Here is a 22,002-nt window from a genome sequence, read left to right as displayed (position 1 = left end):
GGCTCAAAGCAGGTACAATCTGCGCAGTTATTTTTAGGAATTTGCGAACATGTCTGAATTGAAAAATGATCGTTTTCTTCGTGCTCTATTGAAAGAGCCAGTCGATTACACGCCAGTATGGATGATGCGCCAGGCGGGTCGTTACCTTCCTGAGTACAAAGCAACACGCGCCCAGGCGGGTGACTTCATGTCACTCTGCATGAACAAAGATCTAGCCTGTGAGGTGACCATTCAACCTCTAGAGCGTTTCGATCTGGATGCGGCGATTCTATTCTCTGACATTCTGACTATTCCAGATGCGATGGGTCTAGGTCTCTACTTTGAAGCGGGTGAAGGCCCACGTTTCAAGAAAGAGGTACGTACAGAGGCAGACGTTGACGCGATTCCGGTTCCAGATCCAGTCAAAGATCTTGGTTACGTGATGGATGCGGTGAAGACCATTCGTTCTGAGTTGAACGGCCGTGTTCCTCTAATCGGCTTCTCTGGTAGCCCATGGACACTGGCGACTTACATGATCGAAGGGGGCTCTTCTAAAGACTTCCGTCACATCAAAGCGATGATGTATTCACAACCAGAAGTACTCCACAAATTGATGGATAAGCTTGCTGAGTCGGTCACGCTCTACCTAAATGAGCAGATTCGCAGCGGTGCTCAAGCGGTTCAGATCTTTGATACTTGGGGTGGTGCTCTGAGCGGTCCTATGTACCAAGCCTTCTCACTCGACTACATGAAGAAGATCGCCGATGGTCTGATTCGTGAATACGATGGTCGCAAAGTACCGGTGATCATGTTCACTAAGAACGGCGGTCAGTGGCTTGAGTCGATGGCTGATGCGGGTGCGGATGCACTGGGTCTTGATTGGACAACAGACATTGCAGATGCGCGTCGTCGTGTCGGTGATAAAGTGGCACTGCAAGGCAACATGGATCCATCGGTTCTTTATGCGCCGGCTGATACTATACGCGCTGAAGTGAGCCGTATTCTTGAAGGTTACGGTTCGGGTACCGGTCACGTATTCAACCTTGGCCACGGTATTCACCAGTTTGTGAACCCAGATCATGCCAAAATCTTTGTCGATGCGGTGCATGAGCTGAGTGCCTCTTACCATAAATAAGAAGCGCCACAAATAAGAAGCACCAGGATTAAACTGAGACTGCGGTAGACGAGAGACGATGAAAAAACTGAGTGGGCTGTTTGAAAAAAACCGAGGCTGGTCGGAAAAGATCCACCAAGCTAATCCCGAGTTTTTTGCAACCTTGGCAGCACAGCAGGCGCCGGAGTACCTCTGGATAGGCTGTGCTGACAGTCGCGTCCCTGCCAATGAGATCGTGGATCTTATGCCGGGTGAGCTGTTTGTTCACCGCAACGTCTCGAATCTTGTCGTGCACTCAGACATGAACTGTCTGTCGGTGATTCAATACGCAGTCGATGTATTGAAAGTCAAAGACATCATGGTCGTGGGTCACTACGGCTGTGGTGGTGTCGTTGCCTCTATGGAAGATGAGCGTCACGGCCTAATCGATAACTGGCTAAGCCACATTCGTGATGTCTACTACAACCATCGCAAGTTCCTCGGTCAGTGGGAAGCGAAACCCTATCAAGTTGATCGTCTTTGTGAACTCAACGTGGTTGAGCAGGCACTTAATGTCTGTAACACCACCACGGTTACCGATGCTTGGGCACGAGGCCAAGAGCTAAACGTACACGGATGGATCTACGGTCTCGGTGATGGCCTATTGCGTGACCTTGGCTTCACGGTTAGCAGCAAAGAGATGATTCGCCCGACCTTTATCGATGCAGTGAATCTGATCGAAGCGAAAGGCGAGACGGTGGAAGGCCACTCCTGTACCCAGTTCTGTAACCACTAATCCGCTACTTCTGATGAAAAAGGGCCTCGTGCCCTTTTTTTGTTTCTACTCCCTTACAAAAAAGTAAGAAATCAGACAGATGCAGGTTAACTACTCGCCTTAATCTAACACCATCACTTCAGATAAATCCTAAGGAGAAATAGAGATGAATAAGTATGTAGTGAAAGGTGTCTTAGTGACCATCCTCCTGGCTCCAACAGGGTATGTACTCGCTAAGGATGTAAATGGTGTTACTGCGCAGGAAGTCAAAACTGTCCAAGTTGATCAAAAACAGCTTGTAGATGATCAAGAGCATGAAGATAAGGTTGCCGCTCAGGAGCAGGATGATGACCATGCGGATGGCCATGAGAAGAAGCCATTTTGGAAATTCTGGGAAGATGATGACGATGAAGGAGATAACCGACTATCAACTCAGCACGACATTAAAGGCTAATTAATTCGATACTGCTCCCACATAACGCTAAACGCCCCCACGTTTAGCGTTTTTTTATATCTGCTATTTAAAGATTAAAGTGACTTGAAGTCCTGGTTTATTATCAACTAGCTTCAACTCTGCATTGTGTCTAGCTGCTATCGCTTTAATTAAACTCAATCCGAGACCAGTACCTTCGATGTTGCGACTTTTATCTGCTCGATAGAAACGCCGCACAACCAATTCAAGCTCACTAGCATCAATGCCGGGGCCGTTATCACTCACTTGTAGATAGGGTTGAGATTTTAGAAACCCATATGAAATTCTGATTTCTGAGCCTGCTGGAGTGTAACGCATTGCGTTATCAACTAGGTTGATAATAGCCTGACGCAAAAGATTGCTATCGCCTGCAATAGTCACGATATTCTTAGATGTAATCGGGGTTAGACTGTGTCCGCTCTCTTCAGCAATTGGCTCGAAAAGTTCTAGGGTTTCACGACACAACTCTCCCAACTCAACAGGTTTAGATTCGATCGCCTCGACACCGCTTTCAATTTGGGCAAGTTCTAAAATAGAATCAAAGGTTGCGGAGAGGCGGTCAACATCTTCAATTGCTGAATCTAAATTTTTGAGTTTTGTGTCATGCTCGTGGGAAAGGCCCTCAAGTTTTAATCGAAGGCGAGTTAAGGGTCTTCTTAGGTCATGAGCAATATCACTAGATACTTGCTGCAAGCTTTGAATGGATGTTTCAAGTTGCTCCAAGGTTTGGTTGATGCCTCTTGAAACTGTGGCAAGTTCGTCACGTTCATGAGGTGATACCTCACAGCGAACGTTAAGTTGGCCATTGGCTGCCTTATTTAAAACAGTATTGATGGAGTGAACTCTCATCTGGCTCAATTTAGCAATGCTGAAAGCCACAATCGTGACGATAGTCATCGCTATTCCTAATCCCCATAAAATGGATTCAGTTAAAAGCTCCTGGCTGTCTGAAACCCAGAGGCTGTCTTTAGCGACAAGAATCCAACCATCATCAACCTTAATCCCAAAGCCATAATAGCGACCATCACTTTCATCACCCACATCAGTGATTGAACTAATCTCTTTACCAACCGTTAGTGAACTACGGCCGTCAAATGGTGTTTGAACTAAAAGTGTTCCTTTGGCAGTTTTAGTCTTGTTGAACCAAAAGCTAGCAAGCGTTGTGTTGTCATTTGCAAACTGCGCTTGGCGCTTAATTTCAGTAATGACAGCTTCTGGGCCGGCCAGATTATAAATTCCCAAATATGAGTCTGCTGTCGATTTGGTATCTAGATAGAGTCGATCAGATATTTCAGTACTGTGAACCTGAACGACTACAAGTGCTGCAATAGATGTGCTAAATGCAAATACAGTGGTGATGATGATAGTAAATAGAAAAGGGGATGAGACTCTATTTAGATAGAGCCTTGTTAGTTCTCGAATAGAATTGCTCATGGTTTAAAAAGATATCCTGATCCATGAACAGTTTGGATATTGTTGGTGCCAAAAGGTTTGTCTAACTTTGCTCTGAGTCGACTGATATGTGTCTCGACGACCGAGGTTTTAGGGTCGAAGTTGATGTTCCAAACAGCCTCTAAAATCATCGTTTTAGTCTGTACGCGTTCTGCGCGTTCCATCAAAAATACTAAAAGGGCGTATTCACGAGGCTGAAGGTCAATCTTTTCGCCGCTACGGAAAACTTCATGGCTTAGCAGCTTTACTTGTAAACCACCGAGCATCAGCTCTGTTTGTTCAACTTGCATGGCTGGTCTGCGAGTAATGACCTCTATACGTGCAATTAATTCTGCCATAGAAAAGGGTTTAACTAGATAGTCATCAGCACCAGATTTTAAACCACCAACACGATCATCTACGCTTCCCATTCCGGTCAAGAAGATCGCTGGAGTTAAGTCCTTAGCTGCCCTAAGCGACTTGACCACAGATAGACCATCTAAACTTGGCATCATCCTATCGAAGATGTAGAGATCATAATCTTGCATGGTTGCTTGTCCCAGTGCGTGCTTGCCATCGTGCACGACATCGACTGAGTAACCTTGTTGTGCGAGGCCTGCACGAACGTATTCAGCTGTCTCTAGATCATCTTCTGCGTACAAAATTTTCATGTTTTTAGTCTTTAGTGCTTCCTATCAATAAAGCCAAGGTTACAGGGTTTAACTCTATTATCCCAATACCCGGCGGGGTTCTTACAAAATTGTAAGAAATTGCACAGATCAGTCTCAACACTCCTCTTTAAAGTAGCTCCTATAGATTTTAAGACGGAGCAGATCAATGACCAAACTCGCTGTAGATTTGAAACGCGTTAACCAACTGTTTGGGGATTATCATGCGTTGAATAATTTGACCCTTCAGATTCCTGAAGGAGAAGTTTTTGGTTTCCTTGGCCATAACGGTGCAGGAAAAACGACCACTATTCATCTGCTCACCACGCTAACTAAACCAATTAGCGGTAGTGGGTACATTTTTGGTAATGACCTTTTTCTCGAGCCCGAAAAAGTACGCCCGTTGATTGGGTACGTACCTGAAAATGTCCGACTTTATGAGTCGTTAACGACACGTGAAAATCTCGAGTACTTTGCTGGACTGTCAGGACTGAATGACATAGCCAATCGAGTCGATGAGGCTATGGAGTACCTATCAATTCAGGATCTGGCGAATAAGCGCGTGGGTAACTTCTCAAAGGGTATGCGTCAGCGCGTCGGACTTGCTCAAGCAATCGTGCACGACCCTAAATTACTTTTCTTAGATGAACCTGCTTCTGGCTTGGACCCCCTGGGTATGAAGATGCTGCGTGAGTTGATTGTTCGTCTTAATCAAGAGAAGGGCATGACGATTTTTATGAACACGCACCTAATTAGTGAAATCGCCAAAACCTGTACCTCTATAGGTGTTTTGAGTCGCGGTCACCTAGTTTTTCATGGTGATGTTGAGGAAGTGAATCAGCGCTTTAGTGATGAAGCTGCAATGGAACGACTCTATTTAAGCGTTCAAAATGAACAAAGAGAAGGTGCTGCGGCATGAGTCACTCGGTCTCGTATTTAGTTACTAAGCAATCACTCAGCTCACTGCTGAAGCAACCGATTGTCCATATCTTTGCATTGTTGTTTGTTAGTTTGGTTTTGATGTCTGCCTATTTGGGTTGGTCTGCAACGTCGACGGTTAATGCCATCTATCAGGATGCAGTGGTTTATCTGAAGAGCACAGGCGGTGCTATCCCAGATAATCCAGTGACGCAGCAATCCTCTCTTGGATTGCTCCGGAATATGACTATCTATATCAGTTTGATCGGGGCACTAGCATCAATAGTCGTTGGGTATCAGTTAATCGCAACAGATCGCAAAAGTGGCGTAGTACCCCTAATAGGGACTCGTATTGGTCAGTCACTCTCTTATCTCTTTGGTAAAGTATCTGCGCTAGCTGTTGTTTTGGGTGCGATTATTCTGATCTCAGCTCTTATAGCAGTCATTACCCTAGCTCTGCTGCCAGCTATTCAGGTCAGTATATCTCAGTGGGTTAAGTTGGCTGAGTTCTTTGCGTGCGCATATCTATACCTGCTCTTTTTTGGTTTTGTCAGCATCGCTTCGTCGGCAACTTCCAGGGTTGAATCGGTAGCCCTACTTATACCTGTAACGCTTTGGCTCACCTTTACATTCGTTTTTCCTGAATTGACGTCGAGTATTCATTCAACTGCAGCGATCAATCCAATCTCATCATTAGTTGCTGTACCAGATAGCGCGTTTTTCCACTTTACGAGCGCATTACTTGGACCAATGTCATTGACTGAAAGCTTTAAAACACTTGGCGCTTACTTTTTAGAGTACCAAGTGTCTGGAGAAGCATTTCCTCGGGGTGCTCTGCTTTCGCTGGCCGGTTTAACTACAGCTTCTGGATGTGTTGCAGCATTTGGGGTGCTCACCCTTAAGCTTGAAAAAGGAGAGTTCGATGTCTAGCCAAACTTTTGCAATTACCAGTAAGGACCTCAAAGAGGCTCGTCGTGATGGTTTTTTCGCTCTTTTGACTAGCTTTATCGGGGTTGCAGCAATTGTCGCTCTTGTAACAGGGGCTATTGCACTGGCCACGGACGTGGCAACTTACAACGCAGCGAAAGAGACCTTACTGGCGTTAGGAAAATCATTAGATGTGATTGCCTCTCCCGAGTTCTATCCACTTAAACTCCTTCGAGGTGCGATAGAGCAGATAGAGATTGTGGGTGCTGTTCTCGGGATTTTGGTTGGTTTTAGAACAGCTGTTGCTGAACGTGGCCGTCAAACTCTGGCGTTGGTTTTAACTCGACCCCTTTCAAAAACTCAGTTTCTACTTGGTAAGGTTTTTGCCGGTACCTTGTTGATTGCCATCAGTCTATTTTTGGTCTTTGCAGTATTGGCGGGAGTGTTAGCGGTAAGTTCTGGCGTTCCACTCAGTGGTGATGACCTTGTTCGTATTGGATTGGTATGGGTGTTAGCAACAACCTATGTCAGTGCTTTTTTCCTTCTATCACTGCTTCTGACTTTCACGCTCAAACACCCATCATCGGCGCTTCTCGCGAGCTTTGTAATCTGGTTGTTGGTGGTTCTGATTGCTCCTCAGATTGGAGATACCTTGGATCCGGACAACCAGGTTGCTGGTGGTGTGTTCAAACAGTTGCATATTCCTAAAGTGGAGCAGGAGCGAATCAAACAAGGGTTCGCGACTTATGAACTAGTTCGAAATGGGATAGAGGCAGCATCAGTAACTAAACATTTTGAGCGGGCTAGCTTCGCCATACTAGGTATTAAAGATACCTACACGGGTCAGGCGCTCACTCCAATCCTCACTGAGAAGCGCAGCGATATCTTTTGGATCTTCGGTAGCTTCTTTCTCCTATCAATATTAACGATCTCAAACAAACTTAAATTTGAAAAACTAGCAAAGGAATCATAATCATGAAAACTCAAAAGACTATATTAGCTGCTTCACTTTTAACTATTCTTCTGTCACAGGGTGTACAGGCAGCTGTAGTAGACAGCGACCAAGATGGTATACCTGATACTGCTGAAGCACTGATTCAGACAGACCCATTGAACGCTGACACTGATGGAGATGGTATTAAAGATCTTGATGATAAAGAGCCAACGGTCGCGCCTATTTCGGTAGTCACTTCAGGCCCTAAATCACCGATAGAAATAAAAGAGGCATTGGTCGAGGATAACTATGACTATGCTGCAAAACATGATGCACCCGATCACCTTGAACTGTTGCTTAAGAACAGCTCAAGTAAAAACTTAACTGATCTATCAGTTAGTTATTCGATCACAAGCAATGATTCTGGCAAGCATGAGTCTTACATAGTGCCACTCAAAGGATTTCAACTTGCAGCCGGCGCAGAAGATCGTGTGCATCTAGATGATGCCAAGATTGCGGGCCATTTCCGTGCAAACCCAAACTCAATTTACAAAACAGACTCATCAGCTAAAACCTTTAAAGTCATTGTCGATGCAGCGGGGTACCAGAGTGTGACTGCAGAAATTAACAAGGATAAAGGTGGAGCAGAGCAGGCTGACTAAGCCTGCTTTCTTAAACAGGGAGTAAACAGAGATGAATGTTAAACATTACTCAAAAGGCCTTTCTCTTCTACATTGGCTAGTAGCAATCATGTTCGCTGCAAGTTATATCATCAGCGATGGCATGCCCAAGTATTTTGATCAACATTTGGAAAACATTGATGTCAGTGGACAGTGGGTTGCCAACTTCCACGTTTACGCGGGACTCGCCTTTATTGCGGTAGTACTAATTCGTTTGATCGTGAGGCTTACCTCACAAAAACCTGAACCAATAGGGTCAGCTGATTCGCGTCTTAACAAAATAGCGACTGGGACCCATCACTTACTCTATCTGTTGATGTTTCTAGTGCCTGTTGCCGGAGTGATTGGGTGGTATGAAAAGATTACGATCTTTGGAGATATCCACGTATTGTTGATGAATCTAATGTTGGGTTTAGTGGGCTTGCATATTGCGGCTGCTATCTATCATCAATGGGTGTTAAAAGATGGAATACTCTCACGCATATCTCTATTGAAAAGTGAAAAACGAAATTAATGAATATTTCTAGTTCTACAGATACAACCAGCAGTCAATCTTGGCTGCTGGATACGGCGATCATAGGTGTGCTTGGCATGCTAAGTGCACTTTTGTTGTTAACTAACATCAATCAGCCACTATTCCTGGCACTCAATGGTTTATTTTCGTTTTTACCTGATTCCTTGTGGGTATTTCTTACCAATGGTGGCGATGCTGCCGTTGCACTGTCGCTACTCATTGGACTCTCGAGACATAGAAAAAGTAAAACAGTCGTATTTTCGAGTCTGATGACTGCCATTGCATTGACACTTGTGGTCCAAGGATTGAAGTTTGGATTAGGGGTAGAGCGTCCGCCGCAAGTTTTGACACAGGACGCTTTCCATTTAATTGGTGGAGCGATTCACTCAAAATCATTTCCCTCAGGACATACAGCAATAGCCTTCTGTGTTGCAGGGATTCTTGCTGCACAATACAGAGGTCACTGGTTCAAAGTCGCACTGGTAACCGTAGCTACGCTGATTGGTTTGTCGCGCGTTGCAGTTGGTGTTCATTGGCCTACAGATATCGTAGTAGGGGCTTTAATCGGCTGGATACTGGGTTACTACCTCTTTTCAATTATCGAGAGAGCAATCACAGAGAAGCAAAGTTACATTCTGATTGGATTCGTTTTCTCTGTAGTCCTGCTAGTCCTTATGTTCTTCAGGCATTTAGGAAGTGAACCAGTGTTTGCTGAGTTGCTTTTACATCGTATTGCCTTGGTCACCATTGCCCTTGGGACTGCAATTCAATTCATTCGTTTAGATTTAGAATCTCTGCCTTGGATAAATACACTCGTTTTAAAACTGACTGGGCGTTAGGACACCCATTAACTGTTTACTAAACAAAAACCCGAATCAGATGATTCGGGTTTTTTATTTTTACTATCACAGATTAAGCAGCGTCGAGTGCTTGTGAGAGGTCAGCGATTAGATCGTCGATATGCTCAATACCCACTGATAGACGCACCATGCCCTCGGTTACACCTGCAGATGCAAGCTCCTCAGCATTCAACTGACGGTGCGTCGTTTCTGCTGGAATAGAGGCTAGCGACTTACAGTCACCGATGTTCACCAAGCGAAGGAAGATCTGAAGTGCGTCGTAGAATTTACGAGACGCTTCACGGCCGCCTTTAAGTTCGAAACTCAAAATGCCTGACGCCTTACCGCCCATATATTTCTGCGCAAGTGCGTGGTCTTGGTGGGACGCGAGACCCGCATATTTAACCCAACCAACTTTACTGTGTCCTTCAAGGAACTCGGCAACTTTCTGAGTATTTTCACAGATACGCTCCATGCGCAGTGCTAATGTCTCTAGACCCTGCAGGATAAGGAATACGTTCATCGGTGAAATTGCAGCACCGGTATTACGAAGTGGTACCACGCGACAACGACCAATGAAGGCTGCTGGGCCAAATGCTTCGGTGTATACCACGCCGTGGTAAGACACATCCGGTGTATTCAAAAGAGGGAAGCGATCTTTGTGCTCCGCCCAAGGGAATTTGCCTGAGTCGACAATCACACCTCCAATTGAGTTGCCGTGACCGCCAATATACTTAGTTGCCGCCGTCACAATGATGTCAGCTCCCTGTTCAATTGGACGCCACAATGCAGGGCTAGGAACTGTGTTATCACAGATCAATGGAATGCCGTGCTTGTGAGCTACTTCTGCAAGTGCTGCGATATCGGCAATACGACCCGATGGGTTGCCAACCGATTCACAGTAGAGCGCTTTGGTACGCGCATCAATTTTAGATTCGATGGCGGCTATGTCATTGCTGGCTACAAAGCGTACCTCAATGCCTTGGCGTGGCAGTGTGTGTGCAAATAGGTTGTAGGTACCGCCGTAAAGATCGCTGGCCGAGATGATGTTGTCACCGACTTCGGCAATGGTCTGAATGGCGTAAGTGATCGCTGCCATACCTGAAGCGACGGCAAGACCGGCAATGCCACCTTCTAGCGCTGCGACACGCTGCTCTAAAACGTCAGTCGTTGGGTTCATGATGCGCGTATAGATGTTGCCGACTACTTTAAGGTCGAATAGGTCAGCGCCATGCTGTGCGTCGTCAAAAGCGTAAGAGGTTGTCTGGTAGATAGGTACCGCAACCGACTTGGTGGTTGGATCGATTTGGTAGCCCGCGTGTACCGCTTGTGTTTCCAATTTCATTTATCTTTCCTTCTCTTCTTATTGATCTACGCTTAATGCAAAATAGATAGACATTTTGTACGCGTAATCCAAACCTTACGCAACTTCTATGGAGTAATAACCTTATATGGCAAAGGCAAAGTTAGCCTACGTCTGCGACGAGTGCGGAGCTGATTACAGTAAATGGCAAGGGCAATGTACTGCCTGTAAAGCTTGGAACTCATTGAAAGAGGTGCGTCTTGGCTCGGCACCGGCAGGTGGTGCTCAGGCCGCGGTGCGTCGTCAGGGTTATGCTGGTGAAGCGGGTCAGTCGAAAGTGGTGAATCTCTCTGAGGTGGAGCTGAAAGCGACCGATCGTATCAGCAGTAAGATCGGTGAATTGGACCGAGTCTTAGGGGGCGGCTTAGTACCTGGATCTGCCGTGTTGATCGGCGGGCATCCCGGCGCCGGTAAATCGACTCTGTTGTTACAAACCATGGCCGCACTGGTGGCCGATATGCCAGCGCTCTATGTGACCGGTGAGGAGTCACTGCAACAGGTCGCCATGCGTGCTAAACGCTTAGGCCTAGAGGTTGGGGATCTGAAGATGCTCTCTGAGACCTCTGTCGAGACCATCTGTGATGTGGCGGATCAGCTCAAGCCTAGGGTGTTAGTCATCGACTCAATTCAGGTGATGCACGTATCCGATGTGCAATCGGCGCCGGGCTCAGTATCTCAGGTTCGTGAAAGTGCGGCCTATTTAACGCGTTACGCCAAACAGACGGGTACGGTGATCTTTCTGGTAGGCCACGTGACCAAAGATGGCTCATTGGCTGGCCCCAAAGTACTTGAGCATATGATCGACTGTTCACTGCAACTAGAAGGCGAGAGCGACAGCCGATTCCGCACACTGCGCAGCCATAAAAACCGTTTTGGCGCTGTCAACGAGCTGGGTGTGTTTGCCATGCTGGAGACAGGGTTAAAAGAGGTTAAGAACCCCAGTTCTATCTTTCTAAGTCGTGATGATAATGCAAGGCCAGGCAGCGTCGTGATGGTGGTCTGGGAGGGCACCCGTCCGATGCTGGTTGAGCTTCAAGCCCTAGTCGATACATCGCACCACTCCAACCCCAAACGTGTGGCTGTCGGAATGGATCAAAATCGACTTGCGATGCTGCTAGCGGTATTGAACCGTCATGGTGGATTAATGACCGGCGATCAAGATGTCTTTATCAACGTGGTTGGCGGTATACGAGTCATGGAGACCAGCGCGGATTTGGCGCTACTAACGGCGATTGTCTCCAGTTTTCGTGATAAGTCACTGCCAACCGACTTGATCGTCTTTGGTGAGGTTGGCTTGTCCGGTGAGATTCGCCCTGTGCCAAACGGGCAGGAGCGAATCAAAGAGGCGGCTAAACACGGCTTTACTCGTGCGATTGTGCCCAAAGGGAACAGGCCAAAAGAGAGCGTTCCGGGTATGAAGATCATCGCCGTTGATCGCCTCTCAGAAGCGCTGGACTCTATCTAATCTGAGTAAGCAGTAATGATTTCACAACAGGTACAACATCTACTCTCATGGTTAACCAATTATCATCAGCTTGGCACACGGGTTGTCATCGCTGTGGTTGGCCCGCCCGGTGCCGGTAAGTCGACGCTCTCTGAGGAGCTGGTCGACACTATCAATGACACTAAAGGGGATGGACAGGCCGCTGTTATCCCAATGGATGGATTTCATCTAACCAATGAGGTCCTGGTCGAACGAGGTCGTTTAGATCGAAAGGGTGCTCCAGACACCTTCGATGTAGAGGGATTGATCAGCCTGGTACGACGTATTAAACAAGCGGATGCTGATGTACGTTACCCCATTTTTGATCGCTCAATTGAGGCGAGTCATATCGATGCGGGTCTTCTGCCTAAAGGGTGTGAAGTGGTCGTAGTAGAGGGTAACTACCTTTTACTAGACGAAGCGCCTTGGTCAGAGTTGGCCCCCTATTTTGATCTGACAGTGTTTACATCACCCACATTTGAAGAGCTGGAACGTCGGCTGATTCAGCGTTGGTTAGATCATGGCTACACACAACAGCAGGCTGAGCAAAAAGCTTGGAACAACGACCTTCCGAACGCTAAAACGGTGGTAGAACGAAGCCGAAAGGCAGATTTGGTTTTTGATCAGGATTGAGAGATAAAAAAAGCCGCTGAGAAGCGGCTTTTTTGATGGTGGCAGGAGCTTAGCTCATGCGGCGATACTTGATGCGCTCTGGCTGGTGATCCTTGCCGAAGCGTTTCTTGTAGTCTTCCGCGTACTCAGTGTAGTTACCTTCAAAGAAGGTCACCTGTGAGTCACCTTCGTAGGCGATCATGTGAGTACAGATACGGTCAAGGAACCAACGGTCGTGGGAAATCACTACCGCAGAACCTGGGAAGGCTAGAATTGCCTCCTCAAGTGCACGTAGCGTTTCGATATCCAGGTCGTTGGTTGGCTCATCGAGAAGCAGTACGTTGCCACCCTCTTTAAGCAATTTCGCCATATGCAGGCGGTTACGCTCACCACCTGACAGATCTTTGACAAACTTCTGCTGATCGGAACCGCGGAAGTTGAAGCGACCACAGTAGGCGCGTGAAGGGGTGGTGTAGTTGCCTACCGTGATCATATCAGAACCGTCAGAGATCTCTTCGAAGACCGTCTTGTTGCCATCTAATTCACGAGACTGGTTGACGTAGGCAAGCTGTACCGTTGAACCAAGCTCGACAGAGCCTGAATCTGGCTGCTCTTCACCGGCAATCATGCGGAACAGAGTCGATTTACCCGCGCCGTTGGCACCGATGATGCCGACAATTGCACCCGGTGGAATTGAGAAGTTGAGGTTTTCAAACAACAGCTTATCGCCGTAGCTCTTAGTCACGTTATTCAGTTCGATCACCTTGTCACCTAGGCGTGGGCCAGGTGGAATGTAGATCTCTTGTGTCTCGTTACGAGTCTGAAACTCTTTAGAGTTCATCTCTTCGAACTGCTTCAAGCGAGCTTTCGATTTCGATTGACGACCTTTAGCGCCTTGGCGAACCCACTCAAGTTCCGCTTTGATCGCTTTCTGGTGAGCCGCTTCTTGTTTCGCTTCTTGCTCTAGACGTGCATCTTTCTGCTCTAGCCAAGAGCTGTAGTTGCCTTCCCATGGAATACCATGGCCACGGTCCAGTTCCAGAATCCAACCAGCCGCGTTATCAAGGAAGTAGCGGTCGTGGGTAATCGCAACCACGGTACCTGGGTACTCCTGAAGGAAGCGTTCGATCCAAGCGATCGACTCAGCATCCAAGTGGTTGGTCGGCTCGTCGAGTAGCAGCATGTCTGGGTGATCAAGCAGCAAACGACAAAGAGCCACTCGGCGACGCTCACCACCAGATAGGTGTTTTACCTCAGCATCCCAAGGCGGTAGACGCATCGCATCGGCCGCACGCTCTAATGCTGTATCAAGGTTGTGACCATCTTTGGCCGTGATAAGGTTCTCTAGTTCGCCTTGGCGTTTCGCTAGGGCATCAAAATCTGCATCTGGGTCAGCGTATGCTGCGTAGACCTCATCCAGCTCAGCCATAGCGCCTTTGACATCGGCCACCGCCTCTTCGATCACTTCACGAACGGTTTTTGTCTCATCCAGCTCAGGTTCCTGCGGTAGGTAGCCGACGTTAATGCCGGGCATTGGACGCGCTTCACCGATGTAATCCTGATCGACGCCCGCCATGATTTTTAGCAGCGTTGATTTACCCGCACCGTTCAGACCGAGGACACCGATCTTCGCGCCAGGGAAAAAGGATAGAGAGATATCTTTAAGAATTTCGCGTTTAGGTGGGACCACCTTACCAACGCGGTTCATTGAATAGACAAACTGTGCCATGTGTTGATTCCTAGCAAAATATCTGGGCTACAACGCCGTTGCATGACCCATTTAAAAAGGTTGCGCAGAGTATACCAGATAGGGGGCGGTCAAATCACAGGGCGGCACACTTAAACTTGAGAACAATTGCAGGTTGACCTGATCGCTTTTCAAGTGATTTTTCTACCCGTTTTGCCTTATAATGCGCGCCATCAAAATCTTTCGAGCTGACCAGGCTTCTCGATTGCAGCCAAAGTCGTCAGATCGTTGAACCAATACAGGGGATCTCCATGTTTAGTAAGGATATGAACATCGCTAGCTACGATGCAGAACTTTGGGCAGCAATGCAGTCTGAAGAGACGCGTCAAGAAGAGCACATCGAGCTCATTGCGTCAGAGAACTACACCAGTCCACGTGTTATGGAAGCGCAGGGTTCAGTTCTTACTAACAAGTACGCGGAAGGTTACCCAGGCAAACGTTACTACGGCGGTTGTGAGTACGTTGATAAAGCAGAAACGCTTGCGATTGAGCGTGCTAAAGAGCTTTTCGGTGCAACGTTTGCAAACGTTCAGCCACACTCAGGTTCACAAGCTAACGCGGCTGTATTTATGGCGCTTTGTAAAGCCGGCGATACTATTTTGGGTATGAGCCTTGCACACGGTGGTCACTTGACTCACGGTGCTGCAGTCTCTTTCTCAGGCCGTATCTACAATGCCTTCCAGTACGGTCTTGATGAGAACGGTGACCTAGACTACGCGGAAGTTGAGCGTCTTGCTCTAGAAAATAAACCGAAAATGATCATTGCCGGTTTCTCTGCTTACTCGCGTGTCGTTGATTGGGCTAAGTTCCGTGAAATCGCTGACAAAGTGGGTGCATACCTATTTGTCGATATGGCACACATTGCAGGCCTAGTGGCTGCTGGCGTTTACCCAAGCCCACTGCCATACGCTGACGTCGTGACAACAACGACTCACAAAACACTGGGCGGACCACGTGGTGGTTTGATTCTATCTGCGCGCGCTGATGAAGAGCTGCAGAAGAAACTGAACTTTGCGGTATTCCCAGAGTCTCAGGGCGGTCCATTGATGCACGTTATCGCGGCTAAGGCTGTCTGCTTCAAAGAGGCGATGGAGCCAGAGTGGAAAGCGTACCAAGCACAGGTTGTTAAGAATGCACAGGCGATGGCTGAAGTATTCCAGCAGCGTGGCTTTGATGTCGTTTCTGGCGGTACTGATGACCACCTATTCCTACTGAGCCTAATTGGCAAAGAGTACAGCGGTAAAGATGCTGATGCGGCACTAGGTCGTGCTAACATCACTGTGAACAAGAACTCGGTTCCAAACGACCCACGTTCACCGTTCGTCACTTCAGGTCTACGTATCGGTACTCCAGCCGTTACTCGTCGTGGCTTCAAAGAGGCTGAAGTGGCTGAGCTAACTAACTGGATCTGTGACGTGCTTGAGAACATCGACAATGATGATGTGATCAACCGCGTGAAAGAGCAGGTTAAAGCGATCTGCGCGAAGTACCCAGTTTACGCTTAATTGTGGATTTGAGAGTTCGCTCTCAACCACATAGAATACCGAGGGCAGCATTGAGCTGCCCTTTTTCGCTCTTTTAACAGCACTGAGAGGCCAATATGCATTGTCCCTACTGTGGCGCATCGGACACCAAAGTGAACGACTCAAGACTGATCTCAGAAGGTCAGCAGGTTCGTCGTCGTCGCGAATGCGTGAGCTGTCATGAGCGATTCACCACCTTTGAAGCGGCTGAACTGTTAATGCCGCGTCTGATTAAGAATGATGGCAGTCGCCAGCCGTTCGACGAAGAGAAACTCCGTTCAGGTATTACACGTTCCCTAGAGAAGCGCCCGGTCAGTATTGAACAGATTGAAGCCTGTTTGAACCGTGTAAAGCAGCGTTTGCGTGCACCGGGAGAGCGTGAAATTGAGTCAAAACTGGTCGGCGAAGCGGTCATGGCTGAACTGCGTAAGCTTGATCAGGTCGCTTACGTTCGTTTTGCTTCGGTCTACCGTGACTTCCAAGACATCAATGAGTTTAAACTTGAAATTGAGCGTCTAGCTGAGCCCGAAGTAGTTGAGACTAAAAGTGCCTCGAAATCGGCACTGACGGCTAACGCCCAACCAGAACCTAAATCGAAACCGAGTCGTAAATCTCGTCAGAAAAAACCGGAGCCACAGGTTCCAGATAGTCCAGATCTGTTTGGAGACGAGCTACTTTGAGTTTTACGATCGAAGATCGCCAGTACATGGCAAGAGCCATACAGCTGGCGGCTAAAGGCATCTACACCACAGACCCTAACCCCAGAGTCGGCTGTGTATTGGTGCGCGATGGTGTGATTATCGGCGAGGGTTACCACCAGCGCGCCGGTGAGGGCCATGCAGAAGTCAACGCGTTAAAAGCGGCCGGTGATGCAACCGGTGCGACTGCCTATGTCACTCTGGAACCCTGCAGCCACTTTGGTCGGACGCCACCCTGCTCTCAAGGACTCATCGACGCCGGAGTGACGCGTGTCGTTGCGGCCATGGTTGATCCAAACCCTGAAGTCGCCGGAAAAGGCATTGCAATGTTGAAAGCGGCGGGAATCGATGCGGCTGCCGGGTTACTTGAGAGTGAAGCGCGGGCACTGAATCCTGGGTTTCTTTCCAGAATGGAGCGCGGCCGTCCTTTTGTTAGATTGAAACTTGCCACCAGTATTGATGGCCGAACGGCCATGGCATCGGGTGAGTCGCAGTGGATTACTGGGCCTGAAGCGCGTGCCGATGTGCAACGATTGCGTGCCCGCAGTAGTGCAGTGATTACCGGGGTCGGATCGGTACTACAAGATGACTCTGCTTTGACGGTTCGAGAAGCTCAGTTGCCTGCATCCGTTGTGCCTCTGACTGAAGGTCGTCAGCCGTTGCGCGTGGTACTGGATTCTCAGGGAAGACTGCCAGCCTCAGCCCAGATGCTGGCGCTGCCTGGCAGAACCTTACAGGTTGTCGCTGCAAACGACTGCAACCTACTTGAGGGTGCTGAACAGGTTCAACTAGCGAACGAGGCAGGGCGTATCGATTTGCCACAGTTGCTTAGCTATTTGGCCGAAAAAGAGTCCTGTAATGAGGTGTTGGTGGAGTGTGGCGCCCAGTTAGCCGGTGCCATGCTAGCAGCAGGGTTAGTAGATGAGTTGGTTCACTATATGGCACCTAAATTGATGGGGTCTGATGCCCGCCCTCTAGCTGAGCTTCCATTAACTGAGATGTCTGAAGCGATCGAGATGAAACTGAAAGATGTCCGACAGTTTGGTCATGATCTTCGCATGACCTGGACAGTTTAGGAGCAGAAGGTGTTTACCGGAATTATAGAAGCGATCGGTACCGTCGCTGCCAAACAAGAGGTTGGTGGCGACCTTCGATTGACCCTAGCAACGGGTCAATTGGACATGTCCGATGTGGCGTTAGGCGACAGTATTGCCACCAATGGGGTCTGCCTCACCGTGATTGAGTATGATCAACAACATTTTACGGCCGATGTTTCGCAAGAGAGTCTGGCACATACTCGATTGATGGATCTGCGACCCGGTGAAGCGGTCAATCTGGAAAAAGCACTGCTGCCAACAACCCGTTTAGGCGGGCACTTAGTCTCTGGACATGTCGATGCTGTGGGTAGCATCGCTTCCATTGAGCGCGATGCCCGCTCAGTGCGCATAGCCGTCGACATGCCTAGCTCGTTAGCTCGCTATATCGCGCCGAAGGGATCGGTTACAATAGACGGCGTAAGTTTGACGGTGAACAGTGTTGATGCAGACAGTTTTCACCTCAACATTGTGCCTCATACGGCAGATACGACGATCATTAGTCAGTATGAAGTGGGGCATGGTGTTCATATCGAAGTGGATATGATCGCTCGCTACTTAGAGCGTTTGCTTCAAACGAAGCAGGAATCTGAATCGTCCAGTGAAGGGATTTCATTGGAGATGTTGGCCTCTGCAGGCTTTATGCACAGGCGTTAATTTAGGAGTGGATATGCAATTAAACAGCGTCGAAGAGCTACTCGACGACATTCGCCAAGGTAAGATGGTTATCTTGATGGATGATGAAGATCGTGAGAATGAAGGTGATCTAGTGATTGCGGCCGAAATGGTGCGTCCAGATGACATCAACTTCATGGCGAAGAATGCCCGCGGTCTAATCTGTCTTACCCTGACGCGTGAACACTGTGAACGTCTGAACCTCCCGCTGATGGTGCAGAGCAACGGTGCAGCCTACTCCACCAACTTCACGGTCTCTATTGAAGCTGCTGAAGGTGTGACCACGGGTATATCAGCCGCTGATCGTGCCCATACTGTGCGTACAGCCGTGCGGGGTGATGCTAAACCTGAGGACATCGTTCAGCCGGGTCACATCTTCCCATTGATGGCGCAACCAGGTGGTGTTCTAAGCCGTGCCGGTCATACAGAAGCGGGTTGTGATCTAGCTCGTATGGCAGGCATGAGCGCAGCGTCTGTGATCGTCGAAGTGATGAACGAAGATGGCACCATGGCGCGTCGTCCCGATCTTGAGATCTTTGCTAAAGAGCACGGTTTGAAGATCGGTACCATTGCGGATCTAATCCACTACCGTACGACTAATGAACAGACAGTGACGGTGGCAGACACCGGTTCACTGGAGACAGATTACGGTCAATTTAATTACACGACCTATAACGATGAGATCCTCGGTTGTACCCACCTTGCACTTCACAAAGGTGATATCAGTGCTGATGAGCCGACTATGGTTCGTGTACACAACCGCTCTGAAGTTCTGCGTGACGTGGTTGGCGTAGCTGAGGAGAGTGAAGCTAAGTGGACACTGCGTCGCGCACTAGAGCGTATCGCTGCAGAAGGTAAGGGTGTTGCCCTGCTTCTGGATAGTGGTAATCGCATCGATCTTGGCGACTCTATCAGCCAGATCACCAGTGGTTCTAAACCGTCTAAAGTGAATGTCAGCGCGTCCGGCGCTTACCTGACAGTAGGTACAGGTTCACAGATTCTACGTGATCTTGGGGTAGGTAAAATGCGCCTGCTCAGTTCACCAATGAAATTTAATGCAATCTCAGGCTTTGATCTTGAGATTGATGAATACATCCCTTTTGCAGAGTAAAAGATCATGAGTGTAAAAGTAGTTGAAGGCGATTTTGTCGCTGCAAATGGTCGCTACACAATCGTTGTTGGCCGTTTCAATTCATTTGTCGTAGAGAGCCTATTAGAAGGTGCTATCGACGTTCTTAAACGCCACGGCGTTTCTGAAGATAATATCCGCATCGTTCGTGTACCGGGTGCGTTTGAGATTCCATTGGCGGTTAAGCGCGTCGCTCAACAGAAACAAGATGATGCAATCATCGCACTGGGTGCGGTAATTCGTGGTGGTACGCCACACTTTGAGTACGTCTCTAACGAAGCGTCTAAAGGTGTAGCCCAGGTATCTCTCGACTTTGATATCCCAGTTGCAAACGGCGTTCTGACAGTGAACTCTATCGAGCAGGCAATCGAGCGCTCTGGCACGAAAGCAGGTAACAAAGGCGCTGAAGCCGCGCTATCAGCTGTTGAGATGGTGAGTCTTCTTCGCCAACTTGAGGTTTAAGATGAGCGAAGAACAGGCTCCTAAGCGCAAAAAAGTCTCTAATACAGAGAAGCGTCGCAACGCTCGCAGCTTTGTGCTGCAGGCACTCTACTCTCAAGAGCTGACAAAAAACCCAACGAATGAGGTAGAGGCTCATTTTCGTGTCGACAACGACATGAGTGAAACCGATGTACCGCTCTTCTCTGAACTGTTGCAAGGCGTGAATGCGCAAAAAGCAGAGCTTGATCAAGCGTTTAACATCTATCTGGATCGTAACGTCGAAGAGTTAGATCCGGTGGAAGTGAGCGTACTTCGTATCGGTGCTTATGAGCTGATCAATCGTATCGAAGTCCCTTATAAAGTCGCTATCAACGAGAGCGTTGAGTTGGCGAAAATTTTTGGGGCAACCGAGAGCCACAAGTACGTTAATGGCGTCCTCGATAAGCTGGCGCAAAAAGTCCGCGCTGTCGAGATCAAAGCCAACCGCGGTAAGTAATGCCAGGCGAATTCGATCTGATTCGCCGCTATTTTGACTCCATCAGTGGCGATCATCCCAGTGTTCAACTCGGCATTGGTGATGATTGCGCTCTGTTAACGTCCAGTCCCCATACCGAACTCGCTATCTCTGTCGATACGCTGGTTGAAGGTGTTCATTTTCTACCGGACATCGATCCAGAAGATTTGGCGTGGCGATTAGTTGCCAGTAGTGTCAGCGACTTGGCGGCAATGGGGGCATTCCCCAAATGGCTGACACTTGCCTGTACACTGAATGGGCCTACGCGAGAGTGGTTAGCAGCCTTCTCAAAAGGTTTAGCAGAGGCCTGTCATCACTACTCACTGATATTGGTCGGCGGGGATACCACCTCAGGGCAACAACAAGTGTTTACGGCTCAGGTGCATGGAGAGGTTCCGTTAGGCATGGCGCTTAAACGTAGCGGTGCTAAAGCTGGCGATGCCATTGTGGTCAGCGGCACTCTAGGCGATTCCCGAGCCGGATTAGCGCTATTAACTGCTGAGTGTGAAAGTGGGTCTGATTACCTACTTGAACGCTACTATCGCCCAACCGCGCGACTTGCGCTGGGTGAGGCGCTGCGTGGAATTGCGAATTCAGCCGTGGATGTGTCGGATGGTCTATTAGCGGATCTTGGGCATCTATTAACCGCTTCGGGTGTTGGGGCAGAGATCCATACTGAGTCACTACCTCTATCAGCCGACATTAAAGATCTTGCCCCAGATTTGGCAGAGAGATGGGCGCTTTCAGGCGGTGAGGATTTTGAACTCTGCTTTACACTTCCACAGGATAGAGTGCCTGAACTTCAACAAATCAGTGAACGTCTAGCACTACCCCTGACTCTAGTAGGCAAGATCACACAACAAACAGGGATCACACTGTTGAAATCGGGCGAACCTGTGCCTCTGCCTGCCTCATTGGGTTTCAACCATTTTGGAAACGAACATGAATAGAGCGCCTGCCAGTATCTGGCGAAACCCCATTCACTTTTTAGCCTTTGGTTTGGGCAGTGGTGCCGCGCCAAAAGCACCCGGCACCGTCGGTACGCTTGCGGCCATTCCTATTTGGTACCTATTCAACGATTGGGCACTGATACCCTATCTTTTATTAATGTTGGTGACCTTTTTATTGGGTTGCTGGTTGTGTGGCAAAACCTCAGACGATCTGGGTGTTCATGATCATGGCGGCATTGTCTGGGATGAGTTTGTTGGCCTATGGATTACCTTTATTGCGCTTCCGACGGGCTGGGAGTGGGTCGTGTTCGGGTTTGTGATGTTCCGTCTATTCGATATCTGGAAGCCCTGGCCGATAGGCTGGGCAGACCGACGCGTCTCGGGTGGCCTAGGCATTATGTTGGATGATCTATTGGCTGGATTGATGGCGCTAGGGGTCGTGCAAGCGGTAAACTATGCTGTATAGCAATCTGCTTTAGTGATCTGGTCGTAATACCTTTCACTAATTCAGAGGTAAAGATGCAAGGATGCATCGAATTGAGG

Annotated in this window: 23 protein-coding genes and 1 pseudogene; 20 read left to right on the top strand and 4 right to left on the bottom strand. The window is 48.4% G+C overall.

All coding sequences use genetic code 11. The annotated features are described in order from the left end of the window. Positions 1–49: 49 nt before the first annotated feature. From hemE to XMD579_RS03330, 3 genes are all read left to right on the top strand, one after another. On the top strand, positions 50–1,114 hold the full coding sequence (hemE, locus tag XMD579_RS03340) for a uroporphyrinogen decarboxylase (protein WP_173495608.1): 1,065 nt from the start codon (positions 50–52) through the stop codon (positions 1,112–1,114). A gap of 58 nt (positions 1,115–1,172) precedes the next feature. After that, positions 1,173–1,868: a carbonate dehydratase gene (can, locus tag XMD579_RS03335; protein ID WP_173505819.1), complete on the top strand. Its 696-nt coding sequence runs from the start codon at positions 1,173–1,175 to the stop codon at positions 1,866–1,868. Between the two features lie 145 nt (positions 1,869–2,013). Beyond that, a complete protein-coding gene (locus tag XMD579_RS03330) occupies positions 2,014–2,301 on the top strand; it encodes a hypothetical protein (RefSeq protein WP_173505818.1) in 288 nt (95 codons plus the stop codon). Positions 2,302–2,364: 63 nt separating this feature from the next. Here XMD579_RS03330 and XMD579_RS03325 read toward each other — a convergent pair whose 3' ends face one another. Next, positions 2,365–3,753: a HAMP domain-containing sensor histidine kinase gene (locus XMD579_RS03325; protein ID WP_173505817.1), complete on the bottom strand. Its 1,389-nt coding sequence runs from the start codon at positions 3,751–3,753 to the stop codon at positions 2,365–2,367. Next, positions 3,750–4,421: a response regulator transcription factor gene (locus tag XMD579_RS03320; RefSeq protein ID WP_173505816.1), complete on the bottom strand. Its 672-nt coding sequence runs from the start codon at positions 4,419–4,421 to the stop codon at positions 3,750–3,752. Before XMD579_RS03320 ends, XMD579_RS03325 begins: the two co-directional genes overlap by 4 nt. Before the next feature lie 166 nt (positions 4,422–4,587). Here XMD579_RS03320 and XMD579_RS03315 point away from each other — a divergent pair, with 166 nt between their 5' ends. The 6 genes from XMD579_RS03315 to XMD579_RS03290 are packed head-to-tail and all read left to right on the top strand — an operon-like array spanning position 4,588 to position 9,230. After that, positions 4,588–5,337 carry an ABC transporter ATP-binding protein gene (locus XMD579_RS03315; RefSeq protein ID WP_173505815.1) on the top strand — a complete coding sequence of 250 codons (750 nt, stop codon included), beginning with the start codon at positions 4,588–4,590 and terminating at the stop codon, positions 5,335–5,337. Continuing rightward, a complete protein-coding gene (locus tag XMD579_RS03310; protein WP_173505814.1) occupies positions 5,334–6,266 on the top strand; it encodes an ABC transporter permease in 933 nt (310 codons plus the stop codon). Before XMD579_RS03315 ends, XMD579_RS03310 begins: the two co-directional genes overlap by 4 nt. After that, positions 6,259–7,236, top strand: coding sequence for an ABC transporter permease (locus XMD579_RS03305; RefSeq protein WP_173505813.1), 978 nt, complete (start codon positions 6,259–6,261; stop codon positions 7,234–7,236). Before XMD579_RS03310 ends, XMD579_RS03305 begins: the two co-directional genes overlap by 8 nt. Positions 7,237–7,238: 2 nt before the next feature. Then, positions 7,239–7,859, top strand: a complete 621-nt coding sequence (locus XMD579_RS03300) for a hypothetical protein (RefSeq protein WP_173505812.1) — start codon at positions 7,239–7,241, stop codon at positions 7,857–7,859. A gap of 31 nt (positions 7,860–7,890) precedes the next feature. After that, positions 7,891–8,391, top strand: a complete 501-nt coding sequence (locus tag XMD579_RS03295; protein WP_173505811.1) for a cytochrome b — start codon at positions 7,891–7,893, stop codon at positions 8,389–8,391. Next, positions 8,391–9,230 (top strand): phosphatase PAP2 family protein, encoded by an 840-nt coding sequence (locus XMD579_RS03290; protein ID WP_173505810.1) that lies wholly within the window; start codon positions 8,391–8,393, stop codon positions 9,228–9,230. Before XMD579_RS03295 ends, XMD579_RS03290 begins: the two co-directional genes overlap by 1 nt. 73 nt (positions 9,231–9,303) lie before the next feature. Here the strand turns inward: XMD579_RS03290 and XMD579_RS03285 are convergent, their stop codons facing one another. Next, positions 9,304–10,575, bottom strand: a complete 1,272-nt coding sequence (locus tag XMD579_RS03285; protein WP_173505809.1) for an O-acetylhomoserine aminocarboxypropyltransferase/cysteine synthase family protein — start codon at positions 10,573–10,575, stop codon at positions 9,304–9,306. A gap of 106 nt (positions 10,576–10,681) precedes the next feature. On the opposite strand from XMD579_RS03285, the gene radA reads away from it, so the two are divergent. Then, positions 10,682–12,058 (top strand): DNA repair protein RadA, encoded by a 1,377-nt coding sequence (radA, locus tag XMD579_RS03280; RefSeq protein ID WP_173505808.1) that lies wholly within the window; start codon positions 10,682–10,684, stop codon positions 12,056–12,058. 15 nt (positions 12,059–12,073) lie between these two features. Next, positions 12,074–12,709 carry a nucleoside triphosphate hydrolase gene (locus XMD579_RS03275; RefSeq protein ID WP_173480126.1) on the top strand — a complete coding sequence of 212 codons (636 nt, stop codon included), beginning with the start codon at positions 12,074–12,076 and terminating at the stop codon, positions 12,707–12,709. Positions 12,710–12,758: 49 nt separating this feature from the next. On the opposite strand, the gene ettA is transcribed toward XMD579_RS03275, so the two are convergent. Beyond that, positions 12,759–14,417, bottom strand: a complete 1,659-nt coding sequence (gene ettA, locus XMD579_RS03270) for an energy-dependent translational throttle protein EttA (RefSeq protein ID WP_173480127.1) — start codon at positions 14,415–14,417, stop codon at positions 12,759–12,761. A 269-nt stretch (positions 14,418–14,686) separates the two neighbouring features. Between ettA and glyA the strand changes: the two genes are divergently transcribed. The 9 genes and pseudogenes from glyA to XMD579_RS03225 all read left to right on the top strand — a co-directional run bounded on the left by glyA (position 14,687) and on the right by XMD579_RS03225 (position 21,925). Next, a complete protein-coding gene (gene glyA / locus XMD579_RS03265) occupies positions 14,687–15,940 on the top strand; it encodes a serine hydroxymethyltransferase (RefSeq protein ID WP_173480128.1) in 1,254 nt (417 codons plus the stop codon). A gap of 95 nt (positions 15,941–16,035) precedes the next feature. Further along, positions 16,036–16,497: pseudogene (nrdR, locus tag XMD579_RS03260) on the top strand (transcriptional regulator NrdR); the annotation flags it as partial. Positions 16,498–16,634: 137 nt separating this feature from the next. Next, positions 16,635–17,732 (top strand): bifunctional diaminohydroxyphosphoribosylaminopyrimidine deaminase/5-amino-6-(5-phosphoribosylamino)uracil reductase RibD, encoded by a 1,098-nt coding sequence (gene ribD, locus XMD579_RS03255; RefSeq protein WP_254443733.1) that lies wholly within the window; start codon positions 16,635–16,637, stop codon positions 17,730–17,732. A gap of 9 nt (positions 17,733–17,741) precedes the next feature. Then, entirely contained in the window at positions 17,742–18,407 is a 666-nt protein-coding gene (locus XMD579_RS03250; protein ID WP_173505807.1) for a riboflavin synthase, read from the top strand. A gap of 13 nt (positions 18,408–18,420) precedes the next feature. Continuing rightward, positions 18,421–19,536, top strand: a complete 1,116-nt coding sequence (gene ribBA, locus XMD579_RS03245) for a bifunctional 3,4-dihydroxy-2-butanone-4-phosphate synthase/GTP cyclohydrolase II (RefSeq protein ID WP_173480131.1) — start codon at positions 18,421–18,423, stop codon at positions 19,534–19,536. Between the two features lie 6 nt (positions 19,537–19,542). Then, positions 19,543–20,016 carry a 6,7-dimethyl-8-ribityllumazine synthase gene (gene ribE, locus XMD579_RS03240; protein ID WP_173480132.1) on the top strand — a complete coding sequence of 158 codons (474 nt, stop codon included), beginning with the start codon at positions 19,543–19,545 and terminating at the stop codon, positions 20,014–20,016. 1 nt (position 20,017) lies between these two features. Next, positions 20,018–20,491: a transcription antitermination factor NusB gene (gene nusB / locus XMD579_RS03235; RefSeq protein WP_173480133.1), complete on the top strand. Its 474-nt coding sequence runs from the start codon at positions 20,018–20,020 to the stop codon at positions 20,489–20,491. Continuing rightward, entirely contained in the window at positions 20,491–21,459 is a 969-nt protein-coding gene (thiL, locus tag XMD579_RS03230) for a thiamine-phosphate kinase (protein WP_173480134.1), read from the top strand. Before nusB ends, thiL begins: the two co-directional genes overlap by 1 nt. Continuing rightward, the gene (locus tag XMD579_RS03225; RefSeq protein WP_173480135.1) at positions 21,452–21,925 is read left to right on the top strand and encodes a phosphatidylglycerophosphatase A; all 474 of its coding nucleotides are present in this window, start codon (positions 21,452–21,454) and stop codon (positions 21,923–21,925) included. The genes thiL and XMD579_RS03225 overlap by 8 nt, the downstream gene beginning before the upstream one ends. Positions 21,926–22,002: the final 77 nt, after the last annotated feature.

The sequence above is a fragment of the Marinobacterium sp. xm-d-579 genome (assembly GCF_013282935.1).
Lineage (GTDB): Bacteria > Pseudomonadota > Gammaproteobacteria > Pseudomonadales > Balneatricaceae > Marinobacterium_E.
This window is presented reverse-complemented; position numbering and strand designations above follow the sequence as displayed.

What these genes read in the sequence shown, in the direction of transcription:
- radA (WP_173505808.1), top strand. Translation starts at nt 10,682, where the DNA reads ATGGCAAAGGCAAAGTTAGCCTACGTCTGCGACGAGTGCGGAGCTGAT.
- XMD579_RS03225 (WP_173480135.1), top strand. Translation starts at nt 21,452, where the DNA reads ATGAATAGAGCGCCTGCCAGTATCTGGCGAAACCCCATTCACTTTTTA.
- glyA (WP_173480128.1), top strand. Translation starts at nt 14,687, where the DNA reads ATGTTTAGTAAGGATATGAACATCGCTAGCTACGATGCAGAACTTTGG.
- XMD579_RS03320 (WP_173505816.1), bottom strand. Translation starts at nt 4,421, where the DNA reads ATGAAAATTTTGTACGCAGAAGATGATCTAGAGACAGCTGAATACGTT.
- can (WP_173505819.1), top strand. Translation starts at nt 1,173, where the DNA reads ATGAAAAAACTGAGTGGGCTGTTTGAAAAAAACCGAGGCTGGTCGGAA.
- XMD579_RS03325 (WP_173505817.1), bottom strand. Translation starts at nt 3,753, where the DNA reads ATGAGCAATTCTATTCGAGAACTAACAAGGCTCTATCTAAATAGAGTC.
- ribBA (WP_173480131.1), top strand. Translation starts at nt 18,421, where the DNA reads ATGCAATTAAACAGCGTCGAAGAGCTACTCGACGACATTCGCCAAGGT.
- XMD579_RS03295 (WP_173505811.1), top strand. Translation starts at nt 7,891, where the DNA reads ATGAATGTTAAACATTACTCAAAAGGCCTTTCTCTTCTACATTGGCTA.
- nusB (WP_173480133.1), top strand. Translation starts at nt 20,018, where the DNA reads ATGAGCGAAGAACAGGCTCCTAAGCGCAAAAAAGTCTCTAATACAGAG.
- XMD579_RS03300 (WP_173505812.1), top strand. Translation starts at nt 7,239, where the DNA reads ATGAAAACTCAAAAGACTATATTAGCTGCTTCACTTTTAACTATTCTT.
- XMD579_RS03315 (WP_173505815.1), top strand. Translation starts at nt 4,588, where the DNA reads ATGACCAAACTCGCTGTAGATTTGAAACGCGTTAACCAACTGTTTGGG.
- XMD579_RS03290 (WP_173505810.1), top strand. Translation starts at nt 8,391, where the DNA reads ATGAATATTTCTAGTTCTACAGATACAACCAGCAGTCAATCTTGGCTG.
- XMD579_RS03330 (WP_173505818.1), top strand. Translation starts at nt 2,014, where the DNA reads ATGAATAAGTATGTAGTGAAAGGTGTCTTAGTGACCATCCTCCTGGCT.
- XMD579_RS03305 (WP_173505813.1), top strand. Translation starts at nt 6,259, where the DNA reads ATGTCTAGCCAAACTTTTGCAATTACCAGTAAGGACCTCAAAGAGGCT.
- ribE (WP_173480132.1), top strand. Translation starts at nt 19,543, where the DNA reads ATGAGTGTAAAAGTAGTTGAAGGCGATTTTGTCGCTGCAAATGGTCGC.
- ettA (WP_173480127.1), bottom strand. Translation starts at nt 14,417, where the DNA reads ATGGCACAGTTTGTCTATTCAATGAACCGCGTTGGTAAGGTGGTCCCA.
- hemE (WP_173495608.1), top strand. Translation starts at nt 50, where the DNA reads ATGTCTGAATTGAAAAATGATCGTTTTCTTCGTGCTCTATTGAAAGAG.
- XMD579_RS03275 (WP_173480126.1), top strand. Translation starts at nt 12,074, where the DNA reads ATGATTTCACAACAGGTACAACATCTACTCTCATGGTTAACCAATTAT.
- XMD579_RS03285 (WP_173505809.1), bottom strand. Translation starts at nt 10,575, where the DNA reads ATGAAATTGGAAACACAAGCGGTACACGCGGGCTACCAAATCGATCCA.
- thiL (WP_173480134.1), top strand. Translation starts at nt 20,491, where the DNA reads ATGCCAGGCGAATTCGATCTGATTCGCCGCTATTTTGACTCCATCAGT.
- XMD579_RS03310 (WP_173505814.1), top strand. Translation starts at nt 5,334, where the DNA reads ATGAGTCACTCGGTCTCGTATTTAGTTACTAAGCAATCACTCAGCTCA.